Here is a 25,836-nt window from a genome sequence, read left to right as displayed (position 1 = left end):
GGAGAACAACATGCAAAAGAAACTTCTGGCGCGCGCGGCCCTCATGGTGTTTGCGGCAGCGGCGCTGCTCGCGGTCGGCTATGTCGCCGGCACGCATCGTCCCGCTGCTGGCGAAGCGAGCGCTGCCGTCACCACCACGCCCGGCGACAAGGTCGACCCGAAGACGGGGCGTAAGGTGCTGTACTGGCACGATCCGATGGTCCCGGCGCAGCATTTCGACAAGCCGGGCAAGTCGCCTTTCATGGACATGCAGCTGGAGCCCGTCTACGCGGACGAAGGCGGCAGCTCGACGGGCATCAAGATTGACTCCGGCCTCCAGCAGAACCTCGGCATCCGCTACGCGACCGTGCGCCGGCAGGAAACGTCGGACGGATTCGACGCCGTCGGCACGACGCAGTTCGACGAATCGCAGTCAGACGTCGTGCAGACGCGCGTCACCGGTTATATCGACCGCCTTTACGCCAGCGCGCCGATGCAGCGGATTGCGAAGGGCGCACCGATTGCGTCGCTGTTCGTACCCGACTGGCTGGCGCCACAGGAAGAGTATCTGGCGCTCAGGCGCGGCGGAATGGACAGCAGCATGCTGGAAGCGTCCCGTGCGCGGATGCGTGCGCTGTCGATTCCGGAGGGCATCATTGCGGCCCTCGACAGCACCGGAAAGGCACAGACACACATTGTGCTGTCGTCGCCGGAAACGGGTGTCATCAGCGAACTGAACGTCAGGGATGGCGCGATGGTGACGCCGGGTCAGACGCTCGCCAAGGTCGCGGGTCTCTCGAAGCTGTGGCTTATCGTCGAAATTCCCGAGGCGCTCGCGCTCAGTGTGCGGCCAGGCATGTCGGTGGACGCGACGTTTGCCGGTGACCCGGCGCAGCACTTCAAGGGGCAGCTACGCGAAATCCTGCCCGGCATCAGTACCACCAGCCGCACGCTGCAGGCACGTCTGGAGCTCGACAACTCAACCTTCAGGCTGACGCCGGGCATGCTGATGCGCGTGCGCGTGGCCGGCAAGAAGGCGGAGTCGCGGCTGCTCGTGCCGTCCGAGGCTGTCATCACGACGGGCAAGCGATCCGTCGTTATCCTGAAGAACGGCGACGGCCGTCTGCAGCCCGCTACGGTTACCGTGGGCAATGACATCGGCAACGATACCGAGGTTCTTGGTGGGTTGAACGACGGCGATACGGTGGTGGCTTCCGGCCAGTTCCTGATTGATTCGGAAGCCAGCCTGAAATCGGTTCTGCCAAGGCTGGCAAGTGGATCGGCACCGTCGGTAACAGGCACCACGTCCGCGACCACGGGCGGTTCGGCGCCAACCTCTGCCCCTGCAGCCACCCAGACGTACGAGACCATCGGCAAGGTCGAGAACGTCACACCGAAAGACATCACGTTTTCGCATCAACCGGTGCCGGCGCTCGGCTGGCCTGCGATGACGATGACGTTCAACAAGCCAGCGTCGGACGCGTTTGCGGACGTCAAGCCTGGCCAGACGATGCATTTCGTCTTCCGGCAATCGGATGACGGCTACCAGCTGACAAAGGTCGAAGCCGCAGGAGGTGCGAAATGATTGCACGCCTGATCCGCTGGTCGATTCACAACCGGTTCCTGGTACTGCTCGCGACCGTGCTCGTCACGGCGTGGGGCGTCTACTCGGTCACGCAAACGCCACTCGACGCGCTGCCCGACCTGTCCGATACGCAGGTCATCATCAAGGCCTCGTACCCGGGCAAGGCGCCGCAGGTCATCGAAGACCAGGTGACCTATCCGCTCACCACGACGCTGCTTGGCGTGCCCGGTGCGAAGGCCATTCGCGGGTATTCGTCGTTCGGCGAAGCTTTCGTCTATGTGCTCTTCGATGACAAGACCGACCAGTATTGGGCACGTTCGCGCGTGCTCGAATACCTGAACCAGGTGCAGAGCCGGCTGCCGCCTGGCGCGACGGTATCGCTCGGTCCGGACGCGACCGGTGTGGGCTGGGTCTATGAGTATGCGCTCGTTGATAAAACCGGTCACCACGATCTCGCACAACTGCGCGCACTTAACGACTGGTTCCTGAAATTCGAGTTGAAAGCCGTGCCGGACGTCTCGGAAGTCGCGAGCATCGGCGGCATGGTGCGCCAGTACCAGGTCGTGCTCGACCCCGACAAACTGCGTGCATACGGCATCACGCAGCAGCAGGTGGCCGACGCGCTAAGCAAGGCCAATCAGGAGTCGGGCGGCTCCGTGGTCGAACTGGCTGAGTCGGAGTACGTGGTGCGCGCGTCGGGCTACCTTCATTCGCTGGATGACTTTCGCCACGTCGTGCTGCGCACGAACGATGCGGGTACGCCGGTGCTGCTTGGCGACGTGGCGCGCATCCAGATCGGGCCCGATACGCGCCGTGGCATCGCGGAGCTGAATGGTCAGGGCGAGGTCACGGGTGGCGTCATCGTCATGCGTTCGGGCAAGAACGCGTTGACGACGATCGAGGCGGTGAAGGCGAAGCTGACTGACCTGAAGCGGTCGCTGCCAGCTGGCGTCGAAGTTGTCACGACCTATGACCGCTCACAGCTCATCGACCGCGCGGTGGACAACCTCAAGGACAAGCTGATCGAGGAGTTCATTGTCGTTGCGATAGTCTGCGCGGTGTTCCTGTTTCACCTGCGCAGTGCGTTCGTGGCCATCCTGTCGCTGCCGCTTGGCGTACTGGCCGCGTTCATCGTGATGCGCTACCAGGGCATCAACGCGAACCTGATGTCGCTCGGCGGTATTGCCATTGCCATCGGCGCGATGATAGACGCCGCCATTGTGATGATAGAGAACGCCCACAAGCATCTGGAGGCGTTCGAGCACGAGTTTCCCGACACGCAACTCACAGCAGCGCAGCGCTGGGAGCTGATTGCGACATCGGCGGCCGAGGTCGGGCCCGCGCTGTTCTTCTCGCTGCTCATCATCACGCTGTCGTTCATCCCGGTGTTTTCACTGGAGGGGCAGGAAGGCAAGCTCGTCTCGCCGCTGGCATACACGAAGACGTACACGATTGCGGCTGCAGCCGGGCTGTCCGTGACGCTCGTGCCCGTGCTGATGGGCTACCTCATCCGGGGCCGCATTCCGCATGAGAACGCCAATCCCATCAACCGTGTGCTGATTCGCCTCTACAGGCCGCTGCTCGAGGCAACGCTTCGACGCCCATGGGTTGCGATTGGCATCGCCGTCGTCGCGCTGGCTGCCACTATCGTCCCGGTTTCGCGCCTTGGCGGAGAATTCCTGCCACCGCTCGATGAGGGTGACCTGCTGTACATGCCGACTGCGCTTCCCAGCATTTCGACGGAGAAAGCAAGCGAGTTGCTGCAGCAAACCGACCGGCTCATCAAGACGGTACCGGAGGTGGCTTCGGTCTTTGGCAAGGCGGGCCAGGCTGAAACGGCCACCGACCCCGCTCCGGGGCTCGAGATGTTCGAGACGACGATCCAGTTCAAGCCGCGCAGCCAGTGGCGACCCGGCATGACGCCGGAAAAGCTGGTCGATGAACTGGACCGGACGGTGAAGGTGCCAGGGCTGTCGAATGTATGGGTTCCGCCGATCCGCAACCGCATCGACATGCTGTCGACGGGCATCAAGACGCCCGTCGGGGTCAAGATTTCAGGACCCGAGCTGACGCAGATCGACAGCATCGCGACGCAGGTCGAAGCGGCGGTGAAGCATTTGCCGGGTGTGACCTCCGCGCTCGCCGAGCGGCTGAATGGCGGGCGGTACATCGACGTCGATATTGACCGCCTGGCGGCCGCACGTTACGGACTGTCGGTGGCGGACATCCAGTCCGTCGTCTCGTCGGCGGTTGGGGGCGAAAACATCGGTGAGGTCATCTCCGGCCGGGAGCGCTTTCCGATCAACATCCGCTATCCACGCGAGGTCAGGGATTCCCTCGAAAAGTTGCGGCAGTTGCCTGTCATCACCGACCGGGGCGCACAAATCCAGCTCGGCGATGTCGCGCATATCGCCATTACCGATGGCCCACCGTCGATTCGTAGTGAAAACGCGCGGCTCTCGGGCTTCGTCTACGTCGATATTCGCAATACGGACCTGCAGTCGGCCGTGAAAGAGATGCAGCACGCCGTCGCGGAGAAGGTGGTGTTGCCGCCGGGTTATTCGATTGCGTGGTCTGGGCAGTTCGAGTATCTGGAGCGCGCGGCGGCGAAGTTGCGCACGGTGATACCCGTGACGCTCGTGGTCATCTTCGTGCTTCTGTTCCTGACATTCAATTCGGCCGCCGATGCACTGCTGTTGATGTCCATGGTGCCGTTCGCGCTCGTTGGCGGGTTCTGGCTGATCTGGATTCTGGGGCACGCGGTATCGGTTGCGACGTCGGTCGGGTTTATCGCGCTAGCCGGCGTTGCGGCGGAATTCGGTGTTGTGATGCTGTTGTATCTGAAGGGCTCGCTGAATCGCCGCCTTGAAGATGGCGAACCGTTCACCGAGGCCGTGCTGCTCGATGCCATCCGTGAAGGCGCAGTGCTGCGAGTGCGGCCCAAGGCCATGACCGTCGCGGTGGTGCTTGCAGGGCTCATCCCCATCATGATCGGGCACGGCTCCGGGTCAGAAGTCATGCAGCGCATCGCCGCGCCGATGGTCGGCGGCATGGTCACCGCACCGCTTCTTTCGATGTTCGTTATTCCCGCCGCCTGGTACCTGTTGCAGCGTCGTCGCGCAAGACGTGCGAGCGATGAGCAGTTCCCCGAAGTAGTCCCCTCCGGCACGCGAGTGCCCTCTATCGAAACTGGAGAAATCCGATGAAGAAACTGATTGTTGTGTCTGCTGCGTTGGCAGCTGTCCTGGCTACCCCTGCATTCGCCGGCGACGATATGGCAGGCATGAACATGTCTGCGAAGCCTTCCGCTGCGAAGGCGTCGTCGAACGCCGCGCTGACCGACGCGGAAGTCAAGAAGGTGGACCCGGCGAGCGGCATGGTCACGCTGAAACACGGTGCGCTCGAGAACGTCGGGATGCCGCCGATGACGATGGCCTTCAAGGCAAAGGACCCTGCGATGGTCAAGCAGGTTCACGTGGGTGACAAGGTCAAGGTACGTGTCGAAAACGTCGACGGCACGCTGACCATCGTGAAACTCGAAAAGCAGTCTTGATGAAGTGCTGACGCATGGCGCGCGGACTTCGGTCCGCGCGCCGGCAAGCAGGAGCCGATGCGCGCTTCCCCGGACTGTCTCCTTACGGGATCACGGCAGGCACATACGGCAAGGTCCGTCCCAGGAACCACAGCAGGAACAGCACGAGCGGAATGTGAACGAGCATCTGCACGAACGTGAAGCCGATCAGGTCGCGCGCCTTCAGGCCTAGCACGCCCAGGAGCGGCAGCATGTAGAACGGGTTGATCAGGTTCGGCAACGCCTCGGCGGCGTTGTAGATCTGCACCGTCCAGCCCAGGTGGTATTTCAGGTCGTTGGCCACCTGCATCACGTACGGCGCCTCGATGATCCACTTGCCGCCGCCCGACGGAATGAAGAAGCCGAGCACTGCGGAATACACGCCCATCAGCAGCGCGAACGTGTCGTGCGAGGCCACCTGCACGAAGAAGGTTGAAACGTGATGCGCAAGCGTATGCCCGCCTGCGTCCTTCACGTCGGTCATCAGCGCGGCGATTGAGCCGTATAGTGGGAACTGGATCAGCACGCCTGTGGTCGTCGGCACCGCGCGCGCCACCGCGTTCAGGAAACTGCGCGGGCGCCAGTGCAGCAATGCGCCGACCGTCAGGAAAATCAGGTTATAGGTGTTCAATCCCGAGATCGCCTGGATCGCCGGCTTGGTGGAAAACTCGTCGATCATCCAGCCGATGCCGAGCAGCACAAGGAATATGATCAGGACCGGGCTGTACTCCGGCCACTCGCCGGGGCGTGTGGGCTTTGCGATCTCATGATGCGCATCTTCGCGCGTATCCACCTCGCAGTGCGCGGCGTCGCGCGCGTGGGCCTCGCCGGGCGCGGTCATGTACGCGATCATGAGAGACACCACGATCAGAATGAGCAGCATCAAGCCGGACTGCCACAGGAAGATCGTATCGGTGAACGGGATCACGCCGGTGATCGCGAGCAGCGACGACGGCAGGCTCGCCTTGTTGGCCTGCAACTGCGCGGCGGACGACGACAAGCCGAGCGCCCATACGGCGCCCAAGCCGAGGTAGGCAGCAGCACCAGCGGCGCGATAGTCCATCTTGATGTCGGTGCGGCGCGCGAGCGCCTTGACGAGCAGGCCGCCGAACACGAGGCTCAACCCCCAGTTCAGCAGCGAGGCCATCATCGAGATCAGCGCGACCCACGCCACCGCTGTGCGGCCGGTGCGCGGCACCTGCGCGAGGCGCTCGATCAGCCGCGTGGCCGGCCGGGAGCTCGCCACCACGTATCCGCCGATCACGACGAACGCCATCTGCATCGTGAACGGAATCAGGCTCCAGAAGCCCTTGCCGAACGCGGCGCTGACTTGCCGCGCCGGCACACCGATCGCGAGTGCAGCGGCCACGACGATAAAGATCCCGGCCACCGCGAACACCCAGGAATCGGGAAACCATTTCTCCGCCCAGGCCGCGCACGCCATCGCGAAACGGGCGGAGCGCGTGTCCTCCATTCGCGTCTGCAACTTATCGTTCAAGTCGTTTTTTGAAGGCATGTCGCTGTTCCTCAGTGGGCGTCTGAACAGAATGTATCACCGGTCCGTGCAGGCTTGCATGCAAGGGGACAACGTGCCCAATGTCCGTTTAGCCCACAAGGCCAGCACGTTGACGGCGACATACATGTGATGCGATCAGTCGCCGAGGATCATGTCATGCAGCAGCGACGCCTCGCTGTAGACGCGGCCGGTGTCTAGTATAGGCGGGGTTCGGCGTACGGTTGGTGACGCTCGGCAGCGCTGAGGCTTGGAGAGCGCTGCAGGTTGCCCGCCTTGAGCGCGGTATCGTCCGGCGACTTTCGTCGGCTGTCGAATTTCCTGGTCTAGGGATGAATGGTTTCGCCGCGATTCAGCATGCCGATGAACTCCTCGATCTTGCGCACCCGTGTTGCAGGCTTTTTGGCATTCTGTATCCGAAACAGGATGGCGTAGCGGTTTCGGCCGTTCAGTGTCGCAAAGAACGCGCTGGCCTTGGGATTGGCATCCAGTGCGGCCTGTAGGTCGTCCGGCACGACCGAGTTGCTGGCCGACGTATAGGCAGCCTCCCAGCGGCCATCCTCTTTGGCTTTCTCGATTTCTAGCATGCCAGAAGGAAGCATTCTGCCTGCGGCGATCAGCGCTTCGGCCCGGTCCTTGTTGAGCCTGGACCAGATACTTTTTGCGGAGCGTCGAGTGAAGCGTTGCAACCAGTACTCTTCACTTTCAGTCTGTTTTTGACCGTCGATCCAGCCATGACACAGGGCACTTTCCAGTGCCTGTTCGTACGTCAAGGTTGGTTGCCCGGCACCCTTTTTGGCAAGGCGAAGCCATATCCCGGCCGAGGTACCGCCATTTTGAGTCAACCAGTTTTCCCATTCATTCTGGTCAAGGAATGTCAGGCGAGGCTCAGTCATGGAGGATCCGAATGGTTGCATTCAGGAATGCGAGGCTTTTTCGTGCACTGAAACCTCGCAGATTACCGATTTGCGCGGATTTGGGAATACCCGATTTATCGACAATTCAGCGTGTATCCGTCGGAGGGAAGATGGAAGTCTTTCCTGGCGGAGCATCCAGTTGACCGGTTTCCCGCCAGCATCTGCCATCGCCATCGGTTCCGGCGACGACCGGTAGGGGCGCTTTTTACCCGATGTGGCACGATAGCTGGCAGCCACGTCGGCGGCTCAACGTCGGACCGGGTTCGGCCAGGAACGGACAATCGCGACAGTAAGGAGGATCGTCGACAATTTTCCAGCGCGGCGCACGCCGCGTGGAATTCGGCGTACAGCCACGTACCGGTTCGCGATCTTTCCCCTCTGACGCCTCGGTCGCCTTACCAGGCTTGATCAGATAGCGCCTCGCTGCGTCGCGCTCTCCACGCCAAAGCCATTTCAGACGGTTGAAAAGCTCCCACGCCAAGCCACGGTCACCATACCGAAAGACTGTCTCATTTCGATCGGCCGGCGCACGCCGTTGTGCAGCTCAAAACAGGACCCAACGCCACCGATCGTGCGAGTACAAAGCGCCACCTCCTGACGGATGCGAACTGCATTCTACTGGCACTGATCCTGACTGGCGCCACCCGCAACGACGTCACCGAACTGCTGCCGCTGATCAAGGCGATTCCTCCGATCCGTGGCAACGTGGTCGTCCCCTATCCAAGCCCGGCTTTGTGCAGAGTGATCGCGGATACAACCACGACAGGTACCGCAAGCCCCTACACGCCTTCGGCATCGCCACGGAGATCGCCCGCCAGGGCTAGCCGCACGGCAGCGGCCTTGGCAAGACCCGCTGGTTGTCGAACGGACGATCGCCTGGTTGAGCAATTTCAAGCAACTGTGAGTTTGCTTCGAGAAACCGGCCATCATTCATGAAGCCTTCCCGCTTGCTGCATCATCTGCTCGCGCCATCTCATAAGAGTCGTGAAAGTCGTTTTGTCAGAGCTTCTAAGCGCGTATGCTGGGAATGCCACCTTGGCACGCAACGCACTAGGAGCAATACCATGGCCAAAAGTCAACTACGCAGCACTCGCGAAGCGAAAAAGCCCAAGCAGCCTACAAAGCCGTCAGTGCCGACAACCCCGTTCAGCACGGTTCATTCGCGAGTTGGAAACGAAGGTGCCGCCAAGAAGAAGACGTAAATCGGTTGGCCGCGGACACGCGGCGCAATGATCACACGCAACTTGTAACGTTCACCGCAGGAAATTGATATCTTCACATTGAAAGCGCAGACCACTTCGGGAGGCGCATCATGATCCATCACAACTCCGACCCCACTTTTCACGGGCTTCCGCTCACGGCCGAGCAAGACTCCGAAATTCGTCACTACCTGAACAGGAAGGCCAAGCTGGGCAAGCCATGGAATACCCCCGAGCTGCGCGGGATGCTTGAGGACATGCTGGTGCCGCCGAGTACCGAGGACGACAGCCAGAGCGACATCGTGGGCGACGCTTTGACCGCCGCAGAGCGCGCAGCCGCGTTCGTCGATCAGGACATGGAGCCAATCGAGGCGTACGAGGAATTGCATGCCGCGATGGAAGCCGAGAGCATGAAGGGCGATACGCACTAGCGGGAGCGCTCCGCGGTGGTAGTGAGCGTGCACCCGGTCCATCAAGGGCGTAGAAGGAAGGACGACACATGGCACTCAGTTTTTCTAACCCCAGCCGCAGCTATGATGGGACCAGGCATGGCGTGTGGTTCTGGGGGTACGACAACGCACGCGAGATTACCTTCTTTGTGGAAGACCGTGTACTGAAGAATTTCGACTCCGCGCTTGGTTCTGACGAAGCAGGGGTGCTGGCCTCCTTCGACCGGCATCGCAATGAGATCCTGAAGGTCGCCATGACCCTCTATGTCGAGGGGCCGCAGACACTTTACACGCTGCACTAAGAAGCGCCGATACGCGTCGCCATTCCAGCGCAAGACACATGGCGGCACGCGCTGGATAGAGAATGTTGATAAAGCCTGGCTTTGCGGGTTTGACTGGCATTCTCCTGCCGCCAATGATTCGCCGGACTCCGCGATGGGCGAGGAATCCGGCGCGTTGGCCCGTGAAACGACGGCCGCCCACCTCGAACTGGAAGACCGCAGCCGGCCAAGAGCGGCACTACGCTACCGCTGGCGCTCCGTCGTTGGAACAACTGGTCGGGCCCGAGAGCGGTCATTGTTGTTTTGGGGCGGTCATCGACCTTGGCGTTCACTCAGCGACGATCCGCCTGTATCAGCTACCAGTTCTCTTGGCGATATTCGATTACCTGGACTTCAGCATGAAGACATGTTCACCACGCGTGTAGTGCGATGCAGGAGGCGCAGGTGGATAGCCTTCTGCGGGGCGCTCGATCGCCGGGCCAGGGCCGAATTCGGCATCCAGATCTGTCCCACGCGAAAAGCGGGCTAGTGGTGCAACGGGCGGGCCTTTGACGAGAGAGAATGACCCGAGCGCGATATTTGTTGAGCGAAGCGTTGTGGCGATCCACACGAGGCTTCTGGCGCGTGCGGGAGGTTATGTTGCGGATCGATGCACGTCGCCGCTGGTGGTGCCTAAGAAAACCGACATGAGGGCCAGACTCGCGGCCGCTGAACGTTGCATGGGCTTCAATCAATGTAGGCCAATATTTCTATGGCCGATGGGCCGCCGCTTCAGCCGCCGTGTCGTGGTATTCCTTGAATTTCGTGATTCTTCCGTTTTCGATCGTGAAGACGTGAGCCCACTCATCTTCATACGTAATGCCAGTGGAATTTACGCGCCAGCGCTGCACCCCAAGCACGACGACCTTGTCTTCGCTGGCAATAAAATCGACAGGTTCGAACCGTTCGGCAGTCTGAGTCGCAGCAAGCGCACTGAAGAATTCCGCGACCTCCTGAGGGCCGTGCCTTCTACCAGCGAATGGGATGATCTCTGTAGGCCCAGGTATGAACCAGTCGACATTATCAGCGAGCGTTTTCAGGACGCCATCGATATCGGCTTTGCTGAAAGCATCGTATGCCTGCTGCACCAGTTGAACGTTTTGTTGCTCGCTCATTGCGCCTCCCATAATCGCCGTTTGGAGATCTTTCAGTATTGCTGCGGAATCGAGGCCGTTACCAGATCATCATAGTCGAGTCACCAAAACCGTGCGCTCGCCAACCAGAAAAAATCTGAGAACCTGCCGGCCGCTCCCGGCTCATGGATGGCCGTTGGAATTCTAAAAGCTGCCGTTGACATGTTGCCGGGTCGAACGGCACCTAGGGGTCGAACTGGGCCGCATGCCTTCACACGGCATGCGAGGTTTGCGATGCTAGCGTGTCCTGTTCAGCCACGACATGATGACGCGTCATGGCGCAACTGCTCCGTTGCACTCAGCTCAATTAGAGCGGGGAAGGCAGAACGCTCGGCCAGTCAGGTAAGGCATCAAGATCCGGCCGCATCGTGACGCTTTCCTGTTCGTTGGGATCGGTTCGGGCGATTACCGCGACGCAAGGCTCATCCGCGCTCGCGTTGTACGGAACATGCGGGACCCCTGCGGGGATGTAGAAGAAATCTCCGGCCCGAACCACCGCATGGTGCTCCAATCTTTCGCCATACCAGCACCCCGAGATGCCGCTCAGCTGATAGATGGCGGTCTCATGCTCCGCATGGAGATGCGCTTTGGCCCTGGCAGCCGGCGGAATTGTTGCTAGCTGAAGATGCACATGCTTCGATCCCACACTTTCAGATGAGATACCTACCGCATAGGTCAGCCCTTGCTTCCCCTCGAACTGTGGGCCAGCTTGCACCAGTTGGCAGTTGGGAGTGCAAGGCTTGTGTGCGCTGATGTTCATCGCTTCTCCAAACAATGAGCGCCGACGTCGGCGAAATGGCGTGCATACGACCGCAGAATACACCCGCCCACTGTTTGAAAAGGGTCATCCTTTATCGGCAGATGTCGGCCAGGAACGGACATCCGTTAACACTTCGCAGATCGTCGACGATCTGCCGTTGCCCGAGCGCGGCACGCGTCCGGCTACCTTGTCATCGCAATTTTTGAAAGAGCCGGAGACTTGCGATTACACACATGGGCAGCAAAATAATCAAAGCCGGAAGCGTCGCGATCAGCATAAATCCCCCGCCGAGGACGACACCGTCAGCCACGGGATGCCGTGGCTGGAAGAGGCTGTGATACGTGAGCAAGTTAAACAGTGCACCCCAGATAACGAATGCGACGAGAATCCCGACGCCAATTGCAAGCGTGTTCAATGCGGCTTTCTCAATCGCGCTCATCTTGCCTTCGTCGTTCTCAGCCATTGGTAACCTCGAACATCGGTAACAAACCATGCATAGGGTCGCACGTCTTGGCCGCGCAGAATGTCCGCGTCCGAACGATACGAATGTCCCTTGAGAGTCGGCTTCTGTCGGATGCAGCCGGGTCGACGATGGCCTCTCATCGCCAGTTCTGCATCGGACCGGGGTCGGCCAGATTCCGCCACTCGAGCAAATGTCGCGACGGTCCGCTTGCAGGCTGACATGTGACGGACGCGGTTCCACTGCGGGTTTCACCGTTCATCGGTCAATGATTCATTGGCAACGCGCCGTTGTCTGCTCGCTATCGTTTGCAAGATTGCCAGTCTGAGGCCGGGAGAGTAGGTACGACAGACATGGGTGATCAAGGAGTCCAACGATAAACAACGATGCTGGTGCCGTTGTAGTCGTCCTTGGTCACAACATACTCACCGTTCGAACGCAGCACCGATCTCAGCCCGTACATTGAATCCACATCATTGCCGACGTACACGTTGCTGGGGTTGCTGTTGGTGAATGTGTTGTCCAGGCTGCCCGACGTCAGATTGAAGGCGTCGATGTTGGGCACAGTGTGGACGTAGCCAACGAACAGGTAGTTGCCAGCAGCGGTGAGGGACTTCGGGTTCGCACTGGAGAGGGTGATTACCGGATTGGGGTTGGTCGTGTTGCCAGCGAGCCAACCGTGATAGACCTCTACGCGGGTTCCGATGCCGGTCCAGTCCGTGCTGCCCGTGATGCGTTGCCCGAGAATCATCGTGTCGCTTTCTGGCAGGTAAATGATGCGGCTCAGGTCGCCGATCGACGCAGGAGTCGCCACAGTCAAAGGCGCTCCCCATGACGGTTTGCCGTTAGCATCGAACCCTGTGAGGGGCCAGTGCCAGATCTGGTTCGTCTTGTCCAGGCCCGCCCACACGTCGCCCCTGCTGTCGAGGCAGAAGCCGTTGCGGACCCGCGCAGTGGCATTAAATTGCGTGCCCGGCAATGCCCCGTCCGGAACGGCGATATAGCCTTGGGCCGGGTCGAAGTGGAAGAAATAGAAGCCGTCGGGGTTCTGGTCAGTGGCGACCAGCACCCTGTTTGTTCCTGCGCTCGCAATCATGCCGAAGTGCAAGCCGCGGCCGGGGTAGGTAGTCGAGTTCAGTCGCTGATCGTCGGGGTAGGTGAAGGGATCAACCGTATTGGCGACGAAGGACCAGTTTGCACCACCCGTACCACTGTAGACGTTGACGCCACTGTAGAAAATTCCAGCATCTGCCGCTGGGTCCGGCGCTCCAATAGCTTCAAAATTCAGCGCCAGCAACCTGTACTTAAGTGCTCCAGTCGAACCGTACGCATAGATGTCCGTGCCTCCTGTTCGTCCGTTGTCCCAGCTGCCGCCCCAGGGCTGGGAGAGGATGTAGGTGTTGCCCGCAGAGTCTCGCCCAATGCCATCGATTCGAGCAAAGCGCAAGCTGCCTACCTGGCCTTTGGTTCCAGTGGTTGCGTCCAGGTACCCACCCTTGATGCCGAAGGTTGAGACCTGCGTATAAGTGCGCGTGTCGTAGATCTTGACCTGTTGGTCTGGCCCGACGTCGCCGATCCACAGGTACTGGGTCGTCGGGTCGAAGTAGAGGGCGTGAGGCTGGACGCCTGCGGCGAGGGTGACTGTGCCAAGGGACTGGCCGGAGAGCTTGAAGCGCTGGAGTGCGCCTTCGGTCTCTTGCGCGATGACCAGGTTGCCGTTACGGTCAAAGGCAATGGCGCCAGGATCGGTCACGGGGATGTCGAGGACCCAGGTGCCGTCGGTTTTGTAGAGGCGGACGCGGTTGCCTGGATGATCAGATGCGGCCCAGTATTGGCCCCATGTAGCGATGCCGGTGATGACGTCTGCGCGCCGCTCGGTGGTGTCAGCGCTGACCTGAATCTGCTGGTCGTTCACACCAGTCGCGCGGATATAGCGGAAGACCGACCCGTTCACGAAGACGCCGTTGACACGGCCGAATTGGCGGGGAGCCCAAAGGTACGTCGCATTGCCGGTAATCGCCGAGCCCTGCGGCTCGCCGTGCGCGCCGATGCTGCCCGCATTAGCACCGTTCTTGTAGATCGCAATGCCACCTTCGTTCTCATCCCACATGGAAGCAGTGTAGATGGTGCCTTCTGGTGCGACCCACATCGAACGCGCGGCGTTACCTACGTGCGTGGCGTTAGTCCCAAACGTATTCGCTATCCAGTCAGTCGTGTACTGCCCCTGACATTCCGACGCAATAGCCGCGCTCAGCACTGCCACAAGGAGTGCGGCACAGATTCGTTTCATGACGTCCTCCAATTTTCAGCACAGGCGACGGCCGCCATCAAGAGACCGGATGGCTTTTTCACGGAGGCGGCGGGCAAGTAAGGATGCAGTACGGCGCAATCAGATCGGCGCGCCGTACAGGTCGGCACGTTCCGCGCCGGTTGTGTCAGCCGAGGGACGTGCTTCTGAAAAATAGTGCTCCGGGCACGAAGCCCGAAGACGAATCCGAGCAGAAGTGTGCGAATCCACACATTGGCATTTTCATGGCGTTGTCACATTATCGGGCCTTGCCGCGCCTGGCCATGCGTGTCAACAAGCGGCCGTTCTACCTTGGAAGCCGCCGTTGAGATCGGCTGGGTTGAACGGCCGAAGTGGGCCGTGTGCTGCCGATCGCCGTCATCCCCCATCCAGGCGTCAGCTCAGCAATCGCCGCCGGACATTGACAGACCGACAACGCAAATCTGATCGCGGCAACCCCGGCCAGCCCGCATCTCGCATCTCCAACACATCACGTCCGAGCGATATTCGATCTGACGAGCTGCGCCAAATTACCAACTGCCCCCGTCGCAAAGCGCTTGATACGCTCGCGCGCATCTACAACGTCCGGTGCATCGCGATAGTGCCCGATTCCGCCGAACGGGTTGAGGCGGGTCTCCTTTGCCCAGCTCACAAGCGCCGGATAGGCCATGCGAGCTCGCTCATTCGCGAGGGTCACGAGGAAAGCACCGAGGTAGTCCGTGTTCGCATCTCAGTAAGCGATCGGCGGACAGAGTCGATTCTTTTCCGCATCGCTTCCAATCAGGGCCTCGATCACGCCCAGCATCGCGAACTGTTCGAGCAGCCACACGCAGGTGTCGAGCGCGGTCTTGCCCGCGCCGATGACGACAAAACGTTCGGGCCGCTCCGTGATGCGTGTGACATCGCCGGCGGGCACGCAGCGAACACCGTCCGCCACTTCGAACGGGGGCGCGCTCGTCGCGGGCACGGTGCCTTCGAGATACGCAGTGTCAACGACTTTGCGCCGCACGACTGCCTTCCATGAGGTTTGCGCTGCAGTCCTGATTGCAGCACGGGACGACTGTCTCTTGATGCGAACCGATGCGGTCAGCACATGACGCGTGCGCCGTACAGCACGCAGTGAGTCTTCCCGAAGTCCTGGCAAACCTGCGCCGAGTCCAATTCTACGACTGATTTGATAACCGCTGCCTAACCGCGCTCGGGTACTTCCGCATTCGGCGGCGCGTCGGATGAACTGGCCACCGGAGGCTTGCCGGCACGCTTGCCGCCGCGCGCAGCGGTCCGGTCACCGGCCGCGGCCGTCATCCGCAGCAAATCCCCAGCAGCTTCGAAATCCTGCCAGTCGAGGCCCTCGGTCAAGCTCGAACAGACCGACGTCAGAAGTTGCGCTGCGTCCCGGCTTCGACCCTGCGCGTGCCAGAGTCGCCCAAGGCTGGTCGCGGCCCGCAATTGCAGCGAGCGGCAGCCTTGCATCAGCGACTCATCCAGAGCCGCGACCAGACACACCTCCGCATCCCTCTGCGCCTCATGAGAAATGGCAACGGAAACGGCTAAGGACGCGCCTGCCGGCTCCATCAGCAGCAGTTCGCCATGAATGCGCCTGAGTTCGCTGACGTACCAATGGTCGCCGGTTTCGTCGCAGTGCTCCAGCTCGCGCACGACCGTGGCAATCCCTTCTTCCCGCCGGCCGGCGCGGCCGAGCGCCAGGCTGTATTGTCCGGCGAGCATGGCGCGCGGCGCACCGAACTCGACCGACTCCAGATCGTCCAGCGCGCTGCGGAAGGCTTGCAAACGCTCGCACGACACGTCGTCCATCGAGTGCAGGTATTCATCGAAACAGCGGCAGCACGCCTGCGCGACGCTCAACCCGGCGCGCGTCGACACATCCTTGAGCAACGCGATGGCATGAGCCGCGCGATCCCGTTTGTCCGACAACAGCGCGAGCGGAACGAGCGCCTCGACCAGCACATAAGTCGTCACGATCGCCTGTTGCTGGTCGCACGCGGCAACCACGCTATCCTGCGCGAGCCGCAGCGCCTGATCGCGGAAACCCTGCAGCCACAGCACGCGCGCGAGCGTCGCACAAACGGCGATCCGATGATCGACGGACTGGCCGAGCGGCAGGCGCTGATGCAACCCGTCGCTGTGCTGCAGGAACTGTTCAAGCGACGCGCGGGCTTGCCGTTGATCGCCCGCATAATGCGAGGCGATGCCGAGCAGCCGGTAGGCCAGCACCGCGCTCGCCGCGTCGCCCACCTCGGAGGCGAGCAACGCGAAGCGCCCGGCGAACGCCAGCGCATTGCGTGCCGCACCGGACGATTGACTCGCGTTCCACATGCCCCATAACGCGCGAGCCTCGAACGCGTGGTCCCCTAGCGCAATCGCCGAGGCGAGCGTCTCGGACCAGATGCCGAAGGTTTCCTGGTTCGGGCCGTTGACGTAGACAAGGGACGCCCCAAGCGCCGCCTTCAGTTGCATACGCACGCGCAGGTGCCGGGTCGAGCGCGAGCCATGGTGCGTCGCGGCCACGCTATCGAGGGCGCGACGCGCCCATGCGCAGCACTCGTCGACCAGCGACAGTTCATAGAGAAGGAACACGACCTTGACGGCCAGCGTTTCGCCCAGCGCTTCGTCGCCCTTCGGCGACAGGGCCCAGCCGAGCGCCATGCGCAAGTCGTCGAGCAGCGCGTGCATCTGATGAAGCCAGCCATCGGCGAAGGCGCTCGCGGGATCCGCGCGGCTCAGCGCTTCGCGTTCCAGCAGGCCCGCGAAGTAGCGCGCGTGATTGAACGCGGCCAGGCGCTGCTCGCCGTTATCCTCGAGCTTCTGCATCGCGTAGGCGCGCGTGGTTTCCAGCAGGCGATAGCGCTCCTCACCGCACTTCACGCACCTCACCATCAACGATTTTTCGACCAGCCCCGACATCGCCTCGATCACTTCCGCTTCGCGCAACGCGCCGTCGTTCACCACGGCGATCGCCGCGTCCATCGTAAAACTGCTGACGAAAATGCCCAGCCGGCGCAGCGTCGCGCGCTCGGCCTCGTCGAGCATCGCGTGGCTCCAGTCGAGGGTCGCCTTCAAGGTCTGGTGGCGCGGCAACGCGGTGCGGTTGCCGCCGGTCAGCATGTTGAAACGGTCGTCCAGATGGCTTGCCAGTGTCGCGATGCCGAGTATCGCCGCGCGCGCCGCCGCCAGTTCGATGGCCAACGGTATGCCGTCGAGCCGGCGGCACACCATGCCGGTCAGCTGCATGCTTTTCTCATCGGATGAGAATCGCGCGTCGATCGCGCGGGCGCGCGACAGGAATAACTCGACCGCGCTGTATTGCGGGACATTCTCGCTGTCCTCGTCCTGAGCGGGCACCTGCAGCGCGGCGACCCAATACAGGTGTTCGTTCTGGATGCGTAGCGGCTCCCGGCTGGTGGCGAGCACATGCACGGCCGGCCCGACGTTCAGCAGCGTCTCGGCCAGCTCGGCGGCGTGGCCGAGTACGTGCTCGCAGTTGTCGAGCACGAACAGCACGCGACGTTCGCGGAACTCCTTGCAGAAGCGCGCGAGCGTGAGCGGTCCGCTCGCCGGATTCACACCGATGCTGGCTGCGAACGCCGCGAGCACGCTGCTCGCATCGGAGGCCGAGGCGAGCGCGACCAGATAGACGCCGTCCGGGAAGCGCGCCAGCGAATCGCGCGCGACTTCGACGGCCAGCCGGGTCTTGCCGATGCCGCCGGAGCCGAGCAGCGTCACGTGGCGGGCCGACGCGAGCGCCAGCGAAACGTCCTGCAACGCCAGGTCCCGGCCGATCAGCGCAGACAGATTGACCGGCAGGTTGTGGGGGACGCTCTCGTCCTGGTCGACGCGTTCGAGCCTGTCGTCATCGTCAGCGTTGCCGGAGGCAGCCGCCGACGACACTCTCGGAACCAGCCGGTAGCCTCGTCCGGACACGGTCTGTATCAGCCCGCGGCTTTCGCCCAGCATCTTGCGGAGCGCGGACATGTGGACCTGAAGGTTGTTCTCTTCGACAACCGCGTTCGGCCAGACCTGCTTGAGCAACTCGTCCTTCGACACGAGCCCGCCGTTCGCTGCGATCAGCACGGTCAGCATGTCGAACGCACGGCTGCCGAGGCGCACGGGTTGCCCGTCGAGAGACAGTTCCCGACGCTCAACGTCTACCTCAAGCGGGCCAATACGGATCATTACCTGAACATCCCAAACACAGCGGATAAAAGAACAGCCGGGGGAAGACGGCGGGGAGAACTGAGGAAAGAACACTCAGCGTCGGCTCCCCGGAGTCTAGAGCAGCGACGCTTTGGCATGCTCGGAAAAAACTGAACGTATCGTTCAAAAAATTTGTACCAAGCGCCTCCGGCCCGATTGCGCCGCGCCTCGCAAGCGGACGTGGTGTGCGCTCCCAACATGCGTGGCACACGCCCGGCGCGCGTGGCCTCGCGGGCGCCTTCGCCTAGCCAGACAGGGGTAATCTTTGTATGATGCGTGCGAACATCCCGGGTACCGGATACACCATGCCGAGAAAAGCACAGCCGCCCGAGGCGGCGTCGACCAGCGAGGGGCAGGACATCGAGAAGGGCGTCACGCGCCGCCTCGCCCCCGAGGTGCGGGAGCGTCAGATCGTGCTGAAGGCCGTCGACCATTTCGCCACGCACGGCTTCTCCGGCAGCACCCGCGAGCTCGCACGTCAACTCGGCGTGACGCAGCCGCTGCTGTACCGCTATTTTCCGAGCAAGGAGGCCTTGATCGACCGCGTGTACGAAGAGGTCTATCAATGGGACACGAGCTGGGAGTGTCTGATCAAGGACCGCTCGGTGCCGATCCAGGAACGCATGGTCAGGTTCTACTCGGCGTACGCCGCTGCGATCCTGCGCCGCGAATGGATCCGGATTTTCATCTTCGCCGGACTGACGCGCGAAGGCATCAACTCCAAATATCTGTCGAGGCTGCGAGAACGCGTGTTCCTGCCCGTCATGGCGGAAATCCGCTCGGCCTACAACCTGCCGGCATCGTCCAGCAGCAAGCAGCGCGATATCGACCTGGAGCTGATCTGGAGCCTGCACGCCAGCATCTTCTATCTTGGCGTGCGCAAGTGGATCTACGGTCTGCCGGTCAGCGACAACGTGGAAGACCACATTGCGCGCCAGGTCGACGCCTTCCTCAACGGCGTGCCTGAAGCGCTCAAGCACGCCTCGAAAGCCCCCGCCAAAACCAAAGCCTGACGCCGGCCGGCACCCTCGCCGGCCACTCGTTTCATCGCCCCCTCGTTGCTCATTGCGCAAACCTCCTTTGCGTTTTCCAAGCCGTTTTCCAGGGTAAACACCGCCGCTACGCCGCTTTCTCCTGCTCAGGAATTCACCTACTATTTATCTAACGATCACTAATCGATCGATAAATAACGTAGCAGGAGTTATTCATGCCCGTCTCAAAGCTTGCCCACTACTCGATCCGCACCATGGATCTCGAGAAATCCTGCCGCTTCTACGAGCGGATTCTCGGGTTCAAGCGCGGCTACCGCCCGCCCTTCGATTTTCCCGGCGCGTGGCTTTACAAGGGTGATGACGAAGCCGACTTCGGCACCGTCCACATCATCGGCGTCGATCCGGGCAATCCCGCCGGTCTCACCGCCTATCTCGGCGACAAGGCGCTGCCCGCCACCGGAACCGGCACGGTCGATCACATTGCGTTTCTCGCGACCGGTGTCGAAGCCATGTGGAAAACGCTGCAGGCAGAAGGCGTGGCCTGGCGCGATCGCACGGTGCCGAGCCTCGGCCTGCATCAGGTGTTCCTGGAGGATCCATCCGGCGTGACCATCGAACTGAATTTCCCCGCAGAAGAACTCAACGGTCTGGCCGAAACCCATCCGGCCATTGATCGGGCATCCATCAACGCAGGAGCGTAATCATGGCCAATCCTTCCTCACGTTCAAAGGCGATCATTGTCGGCGGCTCGCTGGGCGGCCTGTTTGCCGCCAATCTGCTGGTCCGCAACGGCTGGCACGTCGACATATTCGAGCGCGTTCCCGAAGAACTGGCCGGCCGTGGCGCCGGCATCGTTACGCATCCCGAACTGTTCGAGGCAATGACCGCCGCCGGGGTGTCGATCGACGACTCGATCGGCGTCAAAGTGCAGTCGCGCGTGACATTCGCGCAGAACGGCGCGGTGTTGTCCGAGCGCGAAATGCCGCAAACCCTGACGGCGTGGGGAAAGATGTATCACGTGTTGCGCGCCGCCCTGCCCGCTGTCCACTACCATTCCGGCGGCACGGTCGCATCCGTACAGGACGGCCCCGATCAGGCCAGCGTGACGCTCAGTGACGGCACGGTATTGCACGCCGACCTTGTGATTGCGGCGGACGGTTTCAAGTCGGCGATTCGCGAGCAGTTCCTGCCTGACGTGAAGCTTCAATACGCGGGTTATGTCGCATGGCGCGGCCTCGTCGACGAAACGTCGCTGTCACGCGCCACGCGCGAGGCGCTGTTCGACAAGTTCGCCTTCTGCCTGCCGCCGCACGAACAGATTCTCGGCTATCCGGTTGCCGGCCAGAACAACAGCACGAAAACGGGCGAACGCCGCTACAACTTCGTCTGGTATCGCGCGACGAGCGAAGATATCCAGTTGCCGAACCTGTTGACCGACGCATCCGGCAAACGCTGGGTGGGCGGCATTCCCCCCACGCTGATTCGCGACGAGGTGCTCGCCGACATGGAAAACGCGGCGCACACGCTGCTGGCCCCGCAATTTGCCGAAGTGGTGACCCAGTCGACGCAGCCACTCTTCCAGCCCATCTTCGATCTCGAAGTGCCGCAGATGGCGTTCGGCCGGGTTGCCTTGCTGGGCGACGCGGCGTTCGTCGCGCGGCCGCATTGCGGCATGGGCGTCACCAAGGCGGCAAGCGATGCCATGGCGCTCGTCGGCGCGTTGAACAGCCATACCGGCATTCAGGACGCGCTCGCGGAATACAGCCGCGTGCGCACGCAAGTCGGCACCGCAATCGTCGAGCACGCGCGCCATCTTGGCGCTTACATGCAGGCGCAATTGAAGAACGAGGTCGATCGGGAAATGGCCGAGCGCTATCGCACACCGGACGCGGTGATGCGCGAGACCGCCGTGCCTGCACGTTTTTCATCCGCTTTTTAAACATTAGTTAGGCCTGCGATTGGTTCGTTCAACCGTCGCGGCATCGACAAGAATCCGTTTCGAAAGGAGACAAAGTGGAACCTGGCGCCCCAACCTATTCGATGAGCGCGCAGCACGTCGCGAGCGACCCGCCGCCGCCCCCATCCCATCCGCTGCTCGACGATCCGCGCTTTCAGGCACATGTGCGAGCACGGCGCACATTCTCGTGGATGCTAACCGCCCTGATGCTGGCTGTGTACTTTGCCTTCATTCTCACGCTGGCCTTCGCCCCGGCACTGCTCGGCCGGCCGATCGTCGAAGGCCAGCCGGCGACGTGGGGTATTCCGGCCGGCTTCGGCATGTTCATCTTTACCTTCGTGCTGGTCGCTGTGTATGTCGCGCGAGCCAACACCACTCAGGACCGCGCCGTGAGTGAAATCCGGCAAGGAGTACGGCAATGAAACGGCATCCTCTTCGGTATCGGCTGCTTTCGATCGCACCGCTTATCGGCATCCCCGGCATCTTCGGCGCCCTCGCCGCCCTGCCCGCTGCTGCCGCGGAAACCGCGGCGCCGGCGCGATCGCACAATCCCATCGCGATCGGCATGTTCCTGCTGTTCGTCGCCTCCACGCTGTTCATCACCCGCTGGGCGGCAAAAAAGAACAACAGCGTGTCCGACCACTACGCGGCCGGCGGCAAGATCACAGCCTTCCAGAATGGCTGGGCAATTGCTGGCGACTATATGTCCGCCGCTTCGCTGCTCGGCATCTCCGCGCTGGTGTTCACGAGCGGCTATGACGGCCTGATCTATTCAATCGGCTTTCTCGCCAGCTGGCCGGTCATTCTGTTCCTGATTGCCGAGCCGCTGCGCAATCTCGGGCGCTATACGCTCGCCGACGTGGTGTCTTATCGGCTGCAACAGCGGCCAATTCGCGCCTTCGCCGCCTCGAGCTCGATTGTCATCGTGCTGCTCTATCTCGTCTCGCAGATGGTCGGCGCCGGCAAGCTGGTCGAATTGCTGTTCGGCTTCAACTATACGGTCGCGGTGGTGATCGTCGGCGTATTGATGGTGGTGTATGTGTTTTTCGGCGGCATGCTCGCCACCACGTGGATCCAGATCATCAAGGCCGCACTGCTGCTGGCGGGCGCCGCCTTCATGGCGCTGATGGTGCTGAGCCACTTCGGCTTCAGTCTGAATGCCCTGTTCTCGCAGGCGATCCTGGCTCATCCGAAGCATGCCGCGATCATGCGACCCGGCGGCCTCGTCTCGGATCCGGTTTCCGCCGTCTCGCTAGGGTTGGCGTTGATCTTCGGCACGGCCGGCTTGCCGCACATCCTGATGCGCTTTTTCACGGTGGGCGACGCGAAAGCCGCGAGAAAAAGCATTCTTTACGCGACGGGCATTGTGGGCATCGGCTACGCGCTGATCATCATCATCGGCTTCGGCACGATTGCGCTAGTGGCGACCGATCCGCAATATCACACGGCCTCCGGCGCGGTGATCGGCGGCGTCAACATGGTGGCGATTCATCTGGCGCACGCGGTGGGCGGCAACGTGTTTCTCGGCTTCATCTGTGCGGTCGCCTTCTCGACGATTCTCGCGGTCGTCGCGGGTCTGACGCTCGCCGGATCGTCGGCGGTTTCGCACGATCTGTACGCGAACGTCATTCGCCGCGGCGCGGCCGGGGACCGCGAAGAACTGCAAGTGTCGCGCATCACCACGCTGGTGCTGGGCGTGCTCGCCATTCTGCTGGGCATCGCCTTCGAGAAGCAGAACATCGCGTTCATCGTCAGCCTGACTTTCTCGATCGCGGCCAGCTCGAACTTTCCCGTTCTGCTTCTTTCGATCTACTGGCGCGGCATGACCACGCGGGGCGCGGTGCTCGGCGGCTCGCTCGGGCTGATCACAGCGGTGACCTTGACGATCCTCAGCCCGACTGTCTGGGTACAGGTGCTGGGACACCCGCACGCGATCTATCCCTACGAATACCCCGCTCTCTTTTCAATGATCGTTGCCTTCGCCGGCGTGTTCTTTTTCTCGATCACCGACAACTCGCCACGCGCCGCGCGTGAACGCGCGCTGTACGGCAACCAGCTCGTCGATTGCGAGCTCGGCATGGTGAAGCACGGATAACGCTAACAGCAGACCCAGGAGACCGATTCATGGATTGTTTTTGTTGTATTTCGCCGAAACGCCGAAAGCTGCTCGGCACGATGGCCGCACTTGCCGGCGGGCTCGCTTCGGGGCGGCCGGCCTCAGCCGCGACCACCGGGGCCGCCGCCAACACCGCGGGTGCAGTGAGCGCGGTCAAGTCGATCGACATTCACGCTCACTACTACCCGGAAAGCTACTGCGACCTGGTGGGCGGCGAAGGCCAGAAATTCGGCGGGAAATTCACGCGCGACGCCACGAGCTTCAGCTTTCAGACGCCGGCCGGCGGCCTGGGACCGTTGCCGCTCAAATTCATCCATGTCGACGAGCGGCTCGCCGACATGGACGCGTCCGGCGTCGACGTGCAGGCCATTTCCTTGAGCGTGCCGATGGCCTACTGGGCCGACCGGGCCTTCAATGCGAAGATGGCGGCAACGTGGAACACGGCTGCATCCGGCGTCCACTTGCAGCACCCGACCCGCTTCGTGGTGCTGGCGACACTCCCCATGCTCAACCCGCACGACGCGCTTGACGAGCTCGAACGCGCCGCGGAGTTGCCCGGCGTCCGCGGTGTCTACATGGGGACCAACATCAACAACCGCGATCTTGACGACCCCTTGTTCGAGCCGGTCTTCGCACGCATCGAACAACTGGATCTGCCGGTGTTCCTGCATCCGCAGCAGACCGTCGGCGGCTCGCGGCTCGGCGACTTCTATCTGAGCAACCTGCTGGGCAATCCGTTCGACACCGCCATCGCCGGTTCTCATCTGATACTCGGCGGTGTGATGGACCGCCACCCGCGCTTGCGTATTACGCTGCCGCATGCCGGCGGGGCGCTGCCCATCCTGATGGGCCGTATCGACGCGGGCTGGACAGTGCGCCCGGAAACGCGGCGGCTGGCGCAAAAGCCGAGCAGCTATCTGCGCCGCTTCAACTACGACACGGTCTCGCATTCCGGACCCGTGCTGGACTTTCTGATTCAGAACATCGGCATCGACAGGCTGGTGCTGGGCAGCGACTATTGCTTCGATATGGGCTACGAGCAGCCGGTCAGATTCCTGGACCGGCTGGCGTTGCCGCCGGAACAAAAGAATCAGATTCTCGGCGGCAATGCGGCACAACTGCTGAAGATCTGACGGGACTCGCCCTCCACCGCCGTGGAGGGTCGCCGCCCAATCCGTCGCCTCCGTAGAAATCCTTCCGAACGATGCCGCCCTTTGAAAGCAAGTTGAAGGCGTTATCTCGCCTGCTCACCGAACCTTAACGAAAATTAATAATCAACGCCGGCATTTTCGAGATAATCGCGCAGCAAGCCTGATTATCTCTCTCTCCCGCTTGTGGCAAAGCGAACGGGCATGCGGCTGTGGCGCGACAACGGAGGTGACGGATCATGTTGAACGGTACGGAAACGTCCATCGCGATGGCAGCGCGGCAGAAAGATTCGCTCGGATGTCTTTCGAATCAATTACACAAAGACCTTGAACTCCACACCGGCGAATTTGCGTTTTATCGCAAATGCCGGCGCCACGACAAGACCAGTGAAGTTGTCACGCCCGCTTCGGATCGCGGCTTCCTGATCGGCGTTTCGCTGACAGCCGGCCACCGCCGGCAGATTTTTTCGGGCAACCGCTCTGCGTCGCACGACTTCGAAAAAGACTCGGTCTACATCCGCAATTTCACCGACGACTACCGGGCCGACTTGCACGGCGCGTTCGACTTCGTGCTGGTGGAGTTGTCGCGCGCATTTATCACCAACACCTGCTACGAGCGCAACGGCACGGTCATCGATGGCTTCGCGTCGCCGCTCGGCCGCAAAGACCCGATTTTCGGCCACCTCGCTCAGGTATTGGCGCTGACACTGGATAGCCAGAACGAAGCGAGCCCGCTCTTTGTCGAGCAACTCGGCGTGACGATCAGCACGCATCTGATCGACAAGTACGGTACTGCGCCGGCCCGCTCGGACAAGAAAAATCCGCGGCTTTCGACGCTGCATGAAACGCGCGCCAAAGACATGCTGCTCGCGAAAGCCGAGGGCAACGTTTCGCTAGGCGAGATCGCGGACGCCTGCAACCTGTCGCGCAGCTACTTCATCCGCGCGTTTCGTGAAACCACGCGTCGCACGCCGCATCAATGGCTGCTGGAACAGCGCGTCGAGCGCGCGCGCGAGTTGCTGGCACATTCGGACTCCTCCCTGTCGGATATCGCCATCGCCTGCGGTTTCTCCGATCAAAGCCACTTCACACGAACCTTCTCGCAACTGGTCGGCACGCCGCCTGGCACCTGGCGCCGCCAGACCCGCGCCTGAACGGGCCCCTCCCCTTCGCGGCTCGACAGACGGCCGCCCGGCCACGCTCATGGACTTTCCTACAAAGCATCGCACTAACGT

The 25,836-nt window shown here is 61.8% G+C and carries 21 protein-coding genes and 2 pseudogenes; 14 read left to right on the top strand and 9 right to left on the bottom strand.

What is annotated here, in order from left to right:
- Positions 1-10 precede the first annotated feature (10 nt).
- From A6V37_RS17305 to A6V37_RS17295, 3 genes are read left to right on the top strand one after another with little or no spacing between them, the layout of a single operon-like run.
- On the top strand, positions 11-1,564 hold the full coding sequence (locus tag A6V37_RS17305) for an efflux RND transporter periplasmic adaptor subunit (protein WP_064270456.1): 1,554 nt from the start codon (positions 11-13) through the stop codon (positions 1,562-1,564).
- Positions 1,561-4,770 carry an efflux RND transporter permease subunit gene (locus tag A6V37_RS17300; protein WP_064270455.1) on the top strand — a complete coding sequence of 1,070 codons (3,210 nt, stop codon included), beginning with the start codon at positions 1,561-1,563 and terminating at the stop codon, positions 4,768-4,770. The genes A6V37_RS17305 and A6V37_RS17300 overlap by 4 nt, the downstream gene beginning before the upstream one ends.
- Positions 4,767-5,117 (top strand): copper-binding protein, encoded by a 351-nt coding sequence (locus A6V37_RS17295; RefSeq protein ID WP_064270454.1) that lies wholly within the window; start codon positions 4,767-4,769, stop codon positions 5,115-5,117. The genes A6V37_RS17300 and A6V37_RS17295 overlap by 4 nt, the downstream gene beginning before the upstream one ends.
- 82 nt (positions 5,118-5,199) lie before the next feature.
- On the opposite strand, the gene A6V37_RS17290 is transcribed toward A6V37_RS17295, so the two are convergent.
- Complete coding sequence (locus A6V37_RS17290) at positions 5,200-6,609, bottom strand: short-chain fatty acid transporter (protein ID WP_082902852.1); 1,410 nt, start codon at positions 6,607-6,609, stop codon at positions 5,200-5,202.
- A gap of 365 nt (positions 6,610-6,974) precedes the next feature.
- On the bottom strand, positions 6,975-7,544 hold the full coding sequence (locus tag A6V37_RS17285) for a YdeI/OmpD-associated family protein (RefSeq protein ID WP_064270452.1): 570 nt from the start codon (positions 7,542-7,544) through the stop codon (positions 6,975-6,977).
- 567 nt (positions 7,545-8,111) lie between these two features.
- Here A6V37_RS17285 and A6V37_RS41815 point away from each other — a divergent pair.
- The 3 genes and pseudogenes from A6V37_RS41815 to A6V37_RS17275 form a co-directional block, all read left to right on the top strand.
- Positions 8,112-8,466, top strand: a pseudogene (locus tag A6V37_RS41815) (transposase); the annotation flags it as partial.
- A 411-nt stretch (positions 8,467-8,877) separates the two neighbouring features.
- On the top strand, positions 8,878-9,195 hold the full coding sequence (locus A6V37_RS17280) for a hypothetical protein (RefSeq protein WP_064270451.1): 318 nt from the start codon (positions 8,878-8,880) through the stop codon (positions 9,193-9,195).
- 68 nt (positions 9,196-9,263) lie between these two features.
- A complete protein-coding gene (locus A6V37_RS17275; RefSeq protein ID WP_064270450.1) occupies positions 9,264-9,515 on the top strand; it encodes a DUF1488 family protein in 252 nt (83 codons plus the stop codon).
- Between the two features lie 381 nt (positions 9,516-9,896).
- On the opposite strand, the pseudogene A6V37_RS43200 reads toward A6V37_RS17275, so the two are convergent.
- The 3 genes and pseudogenes from A6V37_RS43200 to A6V37_RS17265 form a co-directional block, all read right to left on the bottom strand.
- A pseudogene (locus A6V37_RS43200) lies at positions 9,897-9,992 on the bottom strand (LysR family transcriptional regulator); the annotation flags it as partial.
- A 251-nt stretch (positions 9,993-10,243) separates the two neighbouring features.
- Positions 10,244-10,648: a nuclear transport factor 2 family protein gene (locus A6V37_RS17270; RefSeq protein ID WP_064270449.1), complete on the bottom strand. Its 405-nt coding sequence runs from the start codon at positions 10,646-10,648 to the stop codon at positions 10,244-10,246.
- Between the two features lie 325 nt (positions 10,649-10,973).
- The gene (locus A6V37_RS17265; protein WP_064270448.1) at positions 10,974-11,426 is read right to left on the bottom strand and encodes a cupin domain-containing protein; all 453 of its coding nucleotides are present in this window, start codon (positions 11,424-11,426) and stop codon (positions 10,974-10,976) included.
- On the opposite strand from A6V37_RS17265, the gene A6V37_RS40765 reads away from it, so the two are divergent.
- The gene (locus tag A6V37_RS40765; RefSeq protein ID WP_131799919.1) at positions 11,419-11,895 is read left to right on the top strand and encodes a hypothetical protein; all 477 of its coding nucleotides are present in this window, start codon (positions 11,419-11,421) and stop codon (positions 11,893-11,895) included. The genes A6V37_RS17265 and A6V37_RS40765 overlap by 8 nt on opposite strands.
- 352 nt (positions 11,896-12,247) lie before the next feature.
- On the opposite strand, the gene A6V37_RS17255 is transcribed toward A6V37_RS40765, so the two are convergent.
- From A6V37_RS17255 to A6V37_RS17240, 4 genes are all read right to left on the bottom strand, one after another.
- Entirely contained in the window at positions 12,248-14,176 is a 1,929-nt protein-coding gene (locus tag A6V37_RS17255; RefSeq protein WP_064270446.1) for an NHL repeat-containing protein, read from the bottom strand.
- Between the two features lie 487 nt (positions 14,177-14,663).
- A complete protein-coding gene (locus A6V37_RS17250; protein ID WP_064270445.1) occupies positions 14,664-14,843 on the bottom strand; it encodes a hypothetical protein in 180 nt (59 codons plus the stop codon).
- A 60-nt stretch (positions 14,844-14,903) separates the two neighbouring features.
- A complete protein-coding gene (locus tag A6V37_RS17245; protein ID WP_064270444.1) occupies positions 14,904-15,182 on the bottom strand; it encodes a hypothetical protein in 279 nt (92 codons plus the stop codon).
- Positions 15,183-15,361: 179 nt separating this feature from the next.
- A complete protein-coding gene (locus A6V37_RS17240) occupies positions 15,362-18,367 on the bottom strand; it encodes an ATP-binding protein (RefSeq protein ID WP_064270443.1) in 3,006 nt (1,001 codons plus the stop codon).
- Between the two features lie 326 nt (positions 18,368-18,693).
- Here A6V37_RS17240 and A6V37_RS17235 point away from each other — a divergent pair, with 326 nt between their 5' ends.
- From A6V37_RS17235 to A6V37_RS17205, 7 genes are all read left to right on the top strand, one after another.
- Positions 18,694-19,401 (top strand): TetR/AcrR family transcriptional regulator, encoded by a 708-nt coding sequence (locus A6V37_RS17235; protein WP_064270442.1) that lies wholly within the window; start codon positions 18,694-18,696, stop codon positions 19,399-19,401.
- A 194-nt stretch (positions 19,402-19,595) separates the two neighbouring features.
- On the top strand, positions 19,596-20,081 hold the full coding sequence (locus A6V37_RS17230) for a VOC family protein (protein WP_064270441.1): 486 nt from the start codon (positions 19,596-19,598) through the stop codon (positions 20,079-20,081).
- A 2-nt stretch (positions 20,082-20,083) separates the two neighbouring features.
- Complete coding sequence (locus tag A6V37_RS17225) at positions 20,084-21,319, top strand: FAD binding domain-containing protein (protein WP_064270440.1); 1,236 nt, start codon at positions 20,084-20,086, stop codon at positions 21,317-21,319.
- A 74-nt stretch (positions 21,320-21,393) separates the two neighbouring features.
- On the top strand, positions 21,394-21,759 hold the full coding sequence (locus tag A6V37_RS17220; protein ID WP_423213157.1) for a DUF485 domain-containing protein: 366 nt from the start codon (positions 21,394-21,396) through the stop codon (positions 21,757-21,759).
- A complete protein-coding gene (locus A6V37_RS17215) occupies positions 21,756-23,432 on the top strand; it encodes a cation acetate symporter (RefSeq protein WP_082902824.1) in 1,677 nt (558 codons plus the stop codon). The genes A6V37_RS17220 and A6V37_RS17215 overlap by 4 nt, the downstream gene beginning before the upstream one ends.
- Positions 23,433-23,461: 29 nt before the next feature.
- Positions 23,462-24,586 (top strand): amidohydrolase family protein, encoded by a 1,125-nt coding sequence (locus A6V37_RS17210; protein WP_064270438.1) that lies wholly within the window; start codon positions 23,462-23,464, stop codon positions 24,584-24,586.
- A 254-nt stretch (positions 24,587-24,840) separates the two neighbouring features.
- Positions 24,841-25,755, top strand: a complete 915-nt coding sequence (locus tag A6V37_RS17205; RefSeq protein WP_064270437.1) for a helix-turn-helix domain-containing protein — start codon at positions 24,841-24,843, stop codon at positions 25,753-25,755.
- The last annotated feature ends 81 nt before the right edge of the window (positions 25,756-25,836 follow it).

Origin of the sequence: Paraburkholderia ginsengiterrae, assembly GCF_001645125.1 — a bacterium.
Lineage (GTDB): Bacteria > Pseudomonadota > Gammaproteobacteria > Burkholderiales > Burkholderiaceae > Paraburkholderia > Paraburkholderia ginsengiterrae.
The sequence above is the reverse complement of the archived record's forward strand: the minus strand, read 5'-3'. Positions and strand labels throughout refer to the sequence as shown.